The 8,093-nt window shown below is 70.2% G+C and carries 7 protein-coding genes; all 7 read left to right on the top strand.

Annotation, left to right across the window (positions count from 1 at the left end):
• Positions 1-839: 839 nt before the first annotated feature.
• The 7 genes from AB7V09_RS10620 to steA all read left to right on the top strand — a co-directional run bounded on the left by AB7V09_RS10620 (position 840) and on the right by steA (position 8,082).
• The gene (locus tag AB7V09_RS10620) at positions 840-1,688 is read left to right on the top strand and encodes a hypothetical protein (RefSeq protein ID WP_419143733.1); all 849 of its coding nucleotides are present in this window, start codon (positions 840-842) and stop codon (positions 1,686-1,688) included.
• A complete protein-coding gene (locus AB7V09_RS10615) occupies positions 1,685-2,785 on the top strand; it encodes an HAD-IIA family hydrolase (protein ID WP_419143731.1) in 1,101 nt (366 codons plus the stop codon). The genes AB7V09_RS10620 and AB7V09_RS10615 overlap by 4 nt, the downstream gene beginning before the upstream one ends.
• An 85-nt stretch (positions 2,786-2,870) precedes the next feature.
• Positions 2,871-3,125 (top strand): hypothetical protein, encoded by a 255-nt coding sequence (locus AB7V09_RS10610; protein ID WP_419143730.1) that lies wholly within the window; start codon positions 2,871-2,873, stop codon positions 3,123-3,125.
• A gap of 1 nt (position 3,126) precedes the next feature.
• The gene (locus tag AB7V09_RS10605; RefSeq protein ID WP_419143729.1) at positions 3,127-3,999 is read left to right on the top strand and encodes a TlyA family RNA methyltransferase; all 873 of its coding nucleotides are present in this window, start codon (positions 3,127-3,129) and stop codon (positions 3,997-3,999) included.
• 116 nt (positions 4,000-4,115) lie between these two features.
• Positions 4,116-5,075 (top strand): NAD kinase, encoded by a 960-nt coding sequence (locus AB7V09_RS10600; protein WP_419143732.1) that lies wholly within the window; start codon positions 4,116-4,118, stop codon positions 5,073-5,075.
• Positions 5,072-6,880 carry a DNA repair protein RecN gene (recN, locus tag AB7V09_RS10595; protein ID WP_279013940.1) on the top strand — a complete coding sequence of 603 codons (1,809 nt, stop codon included), beginning with the start codon at positions 5,072-5,074 and terminating at the stop codon, positions 6,878-6,880. Before AB7V09_RS10600 ends, recN begins: the two co-directional genes overlap by 4 nt.
• Positions 6,877-8,082, top strand: a complete 1,206-nt coding sequence (steA, locus tag AB7V09_RS10590) for a putative cytokinetic ring protein SteA (protein WP_043537671.1) — start codon at positions 6,877-6,879, stop codon at positions 8,080-8,082. The genes recN and steA overlap by 4 nt, the downstream gene beginning before the upstream one ends.
• Positions 8,083-8,093 lie beyond the last annotated feature (11 nt).

The raw sequence follows: 8,093 nt of genomic DNA, 5'->3' as shown, positions 1-8,093 counted from the left end.
CGGAAGCTAAGCCTGACAGCGCCGATGGTACTGCACCCGCCAGGGTGCGGGAGAGTAGGACACCACCGAGCACACACTTGAACAAGGTTCAGCCCCCCGGGACTCCACAAGGAGCAACCCCAGGGGGCTGAACCTTTTTCCGCCGGAGCGCTCATCTTCGCCTCGAATCTCCACAACGCTACGGCCCACCCCTCCGAAGCCCTCAGCTCGGACACGCACCACACCACGTGTCGCCGAGTCCCGTTACGCCTGAGCACCTCGGCCCAGGTAGGCTCCTCCCAGGTAAACGACAGCACCAGGGCAACTGGCGGCAGTGCCAGAGTGAAAGAAGGACCATGGCGTATCAGGACCGTCAGCACGGCTCGGACCACAGCGAGGCAGGCCGGCGTCGCCGCAACGATGAGCGTCACGGCTTCGGGGCACGTCGCCGTTTTACAGGGGAGGACGGTCGCCCTCGTCGCAGTGATCGGGCGGGACAGGACGACGATTCCTCCGGCTCTCGGGTGCACTCCCAGCGGTCGAACCGCGGGGAGCACTCTGCTCGCGGCGATCGACGGCACCGTGACGACTGGCGCGACGAACGGCGTCGAGACGGTGAGGGCGGTAGCAGGCGTGGCGACCGCAATGGTCGCAGGCCAGGTCGTTTCAACGACCGCTCCGGGAGGAATGACTCGCGCGACAGGCGAGACGATCGCCGCGGTCGTCCGTCGCAGCGTCAGCGCGTCCCCGAACCCAAGGTCCCGGACAACGTCGAGCCGGCTGATCTTGAACGGGGCGCCAGGGCAGAGCTGCGTGCCCTGGGGCGTGCTAACGCTGAGAACGTTGCCCGGCACCTGGTCATGGTTCAGCGCCTCCTCAACGACGATCCTCAAGCCGCCTACGAGCACGCGCGCTACGCCGCCTCCCACGCGGGCCGGGTGGCCGTCGTCCGGGAGACGGCCGGAATCGCGGCATATCTCGCCGGCCACTACAGCGAGGCGCTCCGAGAGATTCGGGCCGCCAGGCGCCTGTCCGGGCTCGACCTGCACCGGGCCATCGAGGTCGACTGCGAGCGAGCGCTGGGTAACCTCGACAAGGCCCTTCAAGCTGCTCAAGCGGCAGACCCTCGCCAGCTCGACGACATTGAACGGGCCGAGCTGGCCATGGTCGTCTCCAGTCTTCGCCACGACATGGGCCAGACTGATCTTGGCCTGCTCATCATCGAGGACGCCATCAGGGCGCGTCCCTCCGACAGCGACACCCTCAGACGCCTGCACTCTGTGCGTGCCGACAGGCTCGCAGAGCTCGGACGCAACCGGGAGGCTGAGGCCATCCGTGACCGGATCGGTCCAGAGCCGGTTGAGGAGGACGAGGTCGAGGTCTTCGACATCGAGGACGACTATGACTCCGAGGCCCACGAGGAGAGCACCCCGGAGAGTTCCGGCACTCAGCCCGGCACGGATTCCGATGGGGACACGATCGGTGATGCAGTGAGCGAGACGACCGAGACCTCACAGGCTCCTGGAGAGCCGGCTCAGGACGAGGCCTCACTGGACCTCGAGGAGCACGACGAGCCTGTGGACCAGGATGAGGACGCTCAGTGGTCGCAGTCCTTCGCCGAGCGCGTCGAGGCCGAGATGGCCGAGTTGCTCCAGGATGCGCAGGATGCGCCGACGCCTTCCACCAACGCTTCTGAGGAGCCCCGATGACCATGCCCCAGGCCCCTGATACCGCCGCCCCTGCGACCCTGCTCGGCAGCGAACAGCCGCTGTGCACTGCCTACGATGTCGCCCTGCTGGACCTCGACGGCGTCTGCTTCGCCGGTCAGGCCCGGGTTCCCCACGCGGCGGACAACGTCAACGCCGCCCGCAAGGCCGGAATGCATCTGTCATTCGTCACCAACAACGCCTCACGGGCGCCCCAGACGGTCGTGGACAAGCTGGCGGACAACGACATCATTGCCGAGGCGTCGGAGGTCTTCAGCGCCGCCATGGACGCGGCCGCCATGCTCACCGAGCATGTCGAACCGGGCTCCATGGTGCTCGTCGTCGGCGGCGACGGCGTCCGCCAGGCCCTCCTCGACGAGGGCTTCCAGGTGACCAGCAGTGCGCAGGACGGGCCCGTGGCCGTCGTCCAGGGCTGGGACCCTGCGGTCGACTGGGCGCTGCTGTCCGAGGGTGTCTACGCCATCAATGCCGGGGCCCTGCACGTGGCCACCAACCTCGATGCGACCCTGCCCACCGAGAGGGGCTTCGCCCTGGGTAACGGCAGCCTCGTGGCCGCCATCGTCCATGCCTCCGGCAAGGAGCCCCTGGCCGGGGGCAAGCCCTTCCCAGGCATCTACACGCGTGCCCTCAAGCGGGCTGGTGGTACCAGGCCCTTGGCGGTCGGCGACCGGCTCAACACTGACCATGTCGGGGCCCGGGCCGCCGGGATCCCGGGGCTCCACGTCCTCACCGGCGTCTCCGACGCGCGAGACGTCGTCTGCGCGCCGGCCACCGAGCGTCCCAGCTTCCTCCACACCGACCTGCGTGGCCTGACCGAGCCCCACCCCGAGCCCGTGCGAGTCGAGGTCGACGGCCAGATGTGGTGGAGGGTCTGCGACCGCAGTGCCCGAGTCCTCGGCTCCCGGCTCGAGCTCCAGGACTTTGGCGCCGTGACCTCCCCGGACGGCAGTGCGGTGCGTATCGACCTGGACTCCTACCGGGCGCTGGCCGTGGCCGCCTGGGACTGGGCAGACGCTCAGGGCCGCCAGGGTGAGGCCGCGACGCTGGAGGTGCCCGAGATCGAGGTGATTGAGCCCTGAAATCCCGGCCGGGGCCGGTGAGGCTCCTACCGGAGGAGATGAGGAACCACAGCGTCAACGCGAGCAATGTCGATGGGAGTCAGGAATGAGCGGCAACGAGTCGAGAACCGACGTCGGGGAGGAGACGCCGGCGACCGCGGACTCCGCATACCGGCCGACTCATCGGCCGCCGGTGCCTGCACCCCCGCGGGCCGACATCGCCCTGACGGCGGCCCAAGGCCTCCACGACCACACCGATGAGCTCGCCCAGATCGCTCAGATGCCCCTGGAGGAGCGCGCAGCCGCCCTGGCCGCCATTCACGAGGACCTCGCTTCCGTCCTTCACAAGGCGGAGGGCTGATATGGCCAGGCTCATCCGTATCGACTCAGAGCTCGTGCGCCGCGGGCTGGCCCGCTCCCGCACCCATGCCGCCACGCTCATCGCCGACGGTCACGTCACCCTCGACGGTGAGGTCGTCACCAAACCCGCCCGTCAGGTCAACCCGGCCCAGGCCATCGAGATCCTGGTGCCCTCCGGAGACGACTACGTCTCCCGCGGTGCCCACAAGCTCGCCGGCGCGCTGGACGCGCTGGGCCGCCGCGGCCTGGCACCCCGCGTCGAGGGACGCCGCTGCCTGGACGCCGGCGCCTCGACCGGCGGCTTCACCGACGTCCTCCTGCGCCGCGGTGCTGAGCACGTCGTGGCCGTCGACGTCGGCTACGGCCAGCTGGCCTGGTCGCTGCGCTCCGACCCCCGCGTCACCGCCCTGGACCGCACGAACATCCGCACACTGGATCCCGAGGTCGTCGCCCCCGCCCCGGAGCTCGTCGTGGGAGACCTGTCCTTCATCTCCCTGACCCTGGTCCTCGAACCGCTGCTGCGCGCCGCGGCCGACGACGCCGACCTCCTGCTCATGGTCAAGCCCCAGTTCGAGGTGGGCAAGGACCGGATCGGGCACGGGGGAGTGGTGCGCGACCCAGAGCTCCATGTGGCCACCGTCATGACGGTGGCCGAGCGGGCCCACTCCCTGGGTGTGGGAGTCGAGGCCGTGACCGCCTCCCCTCTGCCAGGACCGGCCGGTAACGTTGAGTACTTCCTGAGCATGCGCGCCTCCCGCGCCGGTTGCCCCGGGGACCTGAACGGGGACGCGCTGCGCTCCAACATCGAGGACGCCGTCGCCGCCGGCCCCGCGGCGGGCGGTGCGCGACGACGCAGAACAAGGAACCACCCATGAGCAAGCTGAGCCCCTCAGACACCAGTGCTGCGGCGCGGCCGGCCGACTCCGCCGCTCTCCACGGGTCCTCGCAGCAGCCGGGTAGGGAGCAGCACGGCCGGAGGATCTCGCGTGTCATGCTGCTGCAGCGCGAGCTCAACGACAAGCCCGTCCCCGTCCCCAGGCCCAGTGCTCCCACGGCCAGCGCCGTGGCCCGGGCCTCGGAGGCACTGCGCGCCCGAGGTGTTGAGCCGGTCGGCCCGGACTGCACCGACCGCATCGACCTCGTCCTGGTGCTCGGCGGCGACGGCACGATCCTGCGCGCCTTTGAGATCGCCCGCGAACGGGACATCCCCCTGGTGGGCATCAATACCGGCCACGTCGGCTTCCTGGCCGAGGCCGACCCCGACGGCATCGAGCAGGTCGTCGCGGATCTGGTCGCCGGCCACTACACGGTCGAGACCCGAACCACCCTGGACGTGGAAGTCATCTGTCCTGACGGGACGGTCACACGCGACTGGGCACTCAACGAGGCCGCCTTGGAGAAGCGCGACCGCGCCCGCATGATCGAGGTCGCCATCGGCGTCGACGGCCAGGCCGTCTCCTCCTTCGGCTGCGACGGCCTCATCATGTCCACCCCCACCGGCTCGACCGCCTACGCCTTCTCCTGCGGGGGACCCGTCATCTGGCCCGAGGTCGAGGCGCTCCTCCTAGTACCGGTGGCCGCGCACGCCCTGTTCACCCGCCCCCTGGTCCTGGGCCCCAACTCCTGCATGGAGGTCGTCGTCCAGCGGGTGGGCTTCGGAGGCGCCGAGATCTGGTGCGACGGCAGACGCAGCCTGGACGTGCCGGTCGGCGCTAGGATCCGGGTCACCCGGGCGGAGCGTCCCGTACGCCTGGCACGTTTCAACCAGGCCCCCTTCGCCAGCCGCCTGGTGCGCAAGTTCGACCTGCCCGTGGAGGGCTGGCGGGCCTCCAGCAGCGCCGATGAGGCCTACTCACCCGAGGAGGACGCGCTGCACCAGCTGATGGTCTCCTCCGCCGACACGAGCACCGACGGCGGAAGCCGGCCGGACTCCTCGGGAGGGACAGCGTGATCGAGTCTTTGCACATCGAGGACCTCGGTGTCATCGAGGAGGCCGATCTTCCCCTCAGCCGCGGCCTGACCGCCCTGACCGGTGAGACCGGCGCCGGCAAGACGATGGTGCTCACCTCGCTCGGGCTGCTGCTGGGGCAGCGGGCCGAGACCACCATCGTGCGCACCGGTGCTGAGCGCAGCCTGGTCGAGGGCGCGTTCCTGGTTGACCCGGACTCGCGTGTCGCCGCCCGTGTCGTCGAGGCCGGGGGTGATCTTGACGACGACCTCCTCCTGGCCTCTCGTACGGTCCCCGCCTCCGGACGCTCCCGCGCCTACCTGGGAGGGCGCTCCGTGCCGGCCTCGGTCCTCAGCGAGGTCGGCGGCCGGCTGGTCTCCGTCCACGGCCAGGCCGACCAGCTGCGACTGCGCTCGACCGCGGCCCAACGCGCTGCCCTTGACTCGCTGGGTGGTCAGGACCACGCCGCCCTGTGCCGCCGCTACGCCCGGGCCTACCAGGCGCGCCGACAGGCCGACCAGGAGCTCCAGGAGTGGCAGGCATCCGCTCAGGCCCGAGCCGTCGAGGTCGCCCAGCTGCGCACCTGGCTCGAGGCCCTGGAGGAGGTTGACCCCCGCAGCGGTGAGGACCGGGAGCTGACGGCGGAGGCCGAGAGACTCGACCACGCCGAGGACCTGCGCCGGGCCGCCACCGGGGCCCGCACCGCACTCAGCGGGGAGGAGTCCGCCACCGGGCAGGCGCCCGATGTCGTCTCCCTCATCGCCTACGCGCACCGCAGCCTGAGTGCCGAGTCCGACCGGGACCCCGCCCTGGCCGAGCTGGCCACGCGTACCCAGCGACTGGGCATCGACGCAGCCGACATCGCCGCCGAGCTGGGCGGGTACCTGTCCTCGCTGAGCGCCGACCCGGCTCGCCTCGCCCAGGTACAGGACCGCCGCGGAGAGCTCGCCCGCGCGTGCCGGGAGATCGGCGGGCCTCAGGAGCAGCTCGACGACGTCGACGCCCTCCTGGCCTGGGGCCAGCGCGCCGCCGCGCGCCTGGCCGAGATCGACGGTCCCCAGGACACCGCCACCGTCCTGGCCGAGCGCCTGGCCGCCGCTGACGAGGAGCTGGCCAGTGTTGGTGCCGAGCTGAGCCGGGCGCGTCAGCAGCTCGGCGAGCGCCTTGAGCAGGCCGTCACCGCAGAGCTGGAGGGCCTGGAGATGAAGGGCGCTCGGCTCGTCGTCGAGCTGGACCGGCTTGATGAGCCCGGGCCCACCGGCCTTGAGAGCGTCGCCCTCTTACTCGTCTCACACCCCGGCGCGCCAGCCCTGCCCCTGGGGAAGGGGGCATCCGGAGGCGAGCTGTCCCGCATCATGCTCGCCCTGGAGGTGGTGCTCGCCGACGCCGCGGCCCTGTCTCGCCCCTCGACCCACACCCGCACCCTCGTCTTCGACGAGATCGACGCCGGGGTGGGAGGCCGGGCCGCCCGGGAGATCGGCAGGCGCCTGGCCCGTCTGGCGCGACACCACCAGGTCATCGTCGTCACCCACCTGGCGCAGGTGGCGGCTTGGGCAGACACCCACCTCGTGGTACGCAAGGAGACCGTGACCGAGCCTGAGTCCCGTCCCGGCCCCTCAGAGGCGGCCGCAGGGAATGTGAGAAAGTCCCAGCCGGGGCGCACCCGCACACAGGTGTTCGTCGTCGAAGATCAAGAGAGACAACGAGAGCTGGCCCGAATGCTCTCCGGGCACGAGGACTCCCAGGCCGCGGTCCGGCACGCCGCTGAGCTTCTCCAGGAAGCAGTCATGGGACAATCCGAGCCGTGAGGAATCCCTTCCGCAGAAAGTCTGCGTCCGTCTCCGAGCATCCCAGCGGTGTTGTGCGCGTCGATGCGCGCACGAAGAAGCTCACCAAGCGTCTCCAGCCCGGGGAGATCGCCATCATCGACCACACCGACCTCGATCGGGTGGCCGCGGAGGCGCTGGTGGAGTGCGGCGCCTCGGCGGTCCTCAACGCCTCACCGTCCATCTCCGGGCGCTACCCCAACCTCGGCCCCGGAATCCTCCTCGACGCGGGAATCCCGCTCGTGGACGACCTGGGCCCCGACATCATGCGCCTGCACGACGGCCAACGCATCACCGTCGAGGACGGCTCGGTGCGGGTCGAGGGCAAGGAGCAGGTCATCGCCGAGGGATCGGTCCAGACCAAGCAGACCGTCGCCGAGGCCATGGAGGAGGCTCAGAAGGGCCTGTCCGTCCAGTTGGAGGCCTTCGCCGCCAACACCATGGAGTACATGCGCGGGGAATGGGACCTGCTCCTCAACGGCGTCGGCATGCCCTCGCTGACCACGCAGATGAGCGGCAAGCACGTCCTGGTGGTCGTGCGCGGTTACTCCTACAAGGAGGACCTGCAGGCGCTCAAGCCCTACATCCGCGAGTACAAGCCCGTCATCATCGGTGTCGACGGAGGCGCCGACGCCGTCCTGGACGCCGGCTTCAAACCGGCGCTGATCGTGGGCGACATGGACTCCGTATCCGACAAGGCACTGACCTGCGGCGCCGAGATCGTCGTCCACGCCTACCGCGACGGACGCGCCCCGGGCCTGGCCCATGTCGAGGAGCTCGGGGTCGAGCACCACGTCTTCGCCGCCACCGGCACCAGTGAGGACATCGCCATGCTCATGGCTGATGAGGCCGGCGCCGAGATCATTGTGGCCCTGGGGACGCACGCCACCCTGCTGGAGTTCCTCGACAAGGGGCGCGCCGGCATGTCCTCGACCTTCCTGACCCGGCTCAAGGTCGGCGGCCGTCTCATCGACGCCAAGGGCGTCTCCCAGCTCTACCGCACCCGTATCTCGGGGTGGTGGCTGCTGTTCCTGGCCCTTGCGGGCACCTTCGCCCTGGCCATCGCCCTGATGTCCACCCCCGGTGGACAGACCTTCCTGGGCCTGTCCGGCGCCGTGTGGGACGACGTCGTCAACTTCTTCCGCTCACTGCTGGGCCTGGCCCCGAACTCACCCACCGTCTAACGACCCCCGCC

It is taken from the genome of Actinomyces sp. SKVG-SVH-4(1), assembly GCF_048514265.1.
In the GTDB taxonomy this organism is placed as follows: domain Bacteria; phylum Actinomycetota; class Actinomycetes; order Actinomycetales; family Actinomycetaceae; genus Actinomyces; species Actinomyces oris.
The sequence above is the reverse complement of the archived record's forward strand: the minus strand, read 5'-3'. Positions and strand labels throughout refer to the sequence as shown.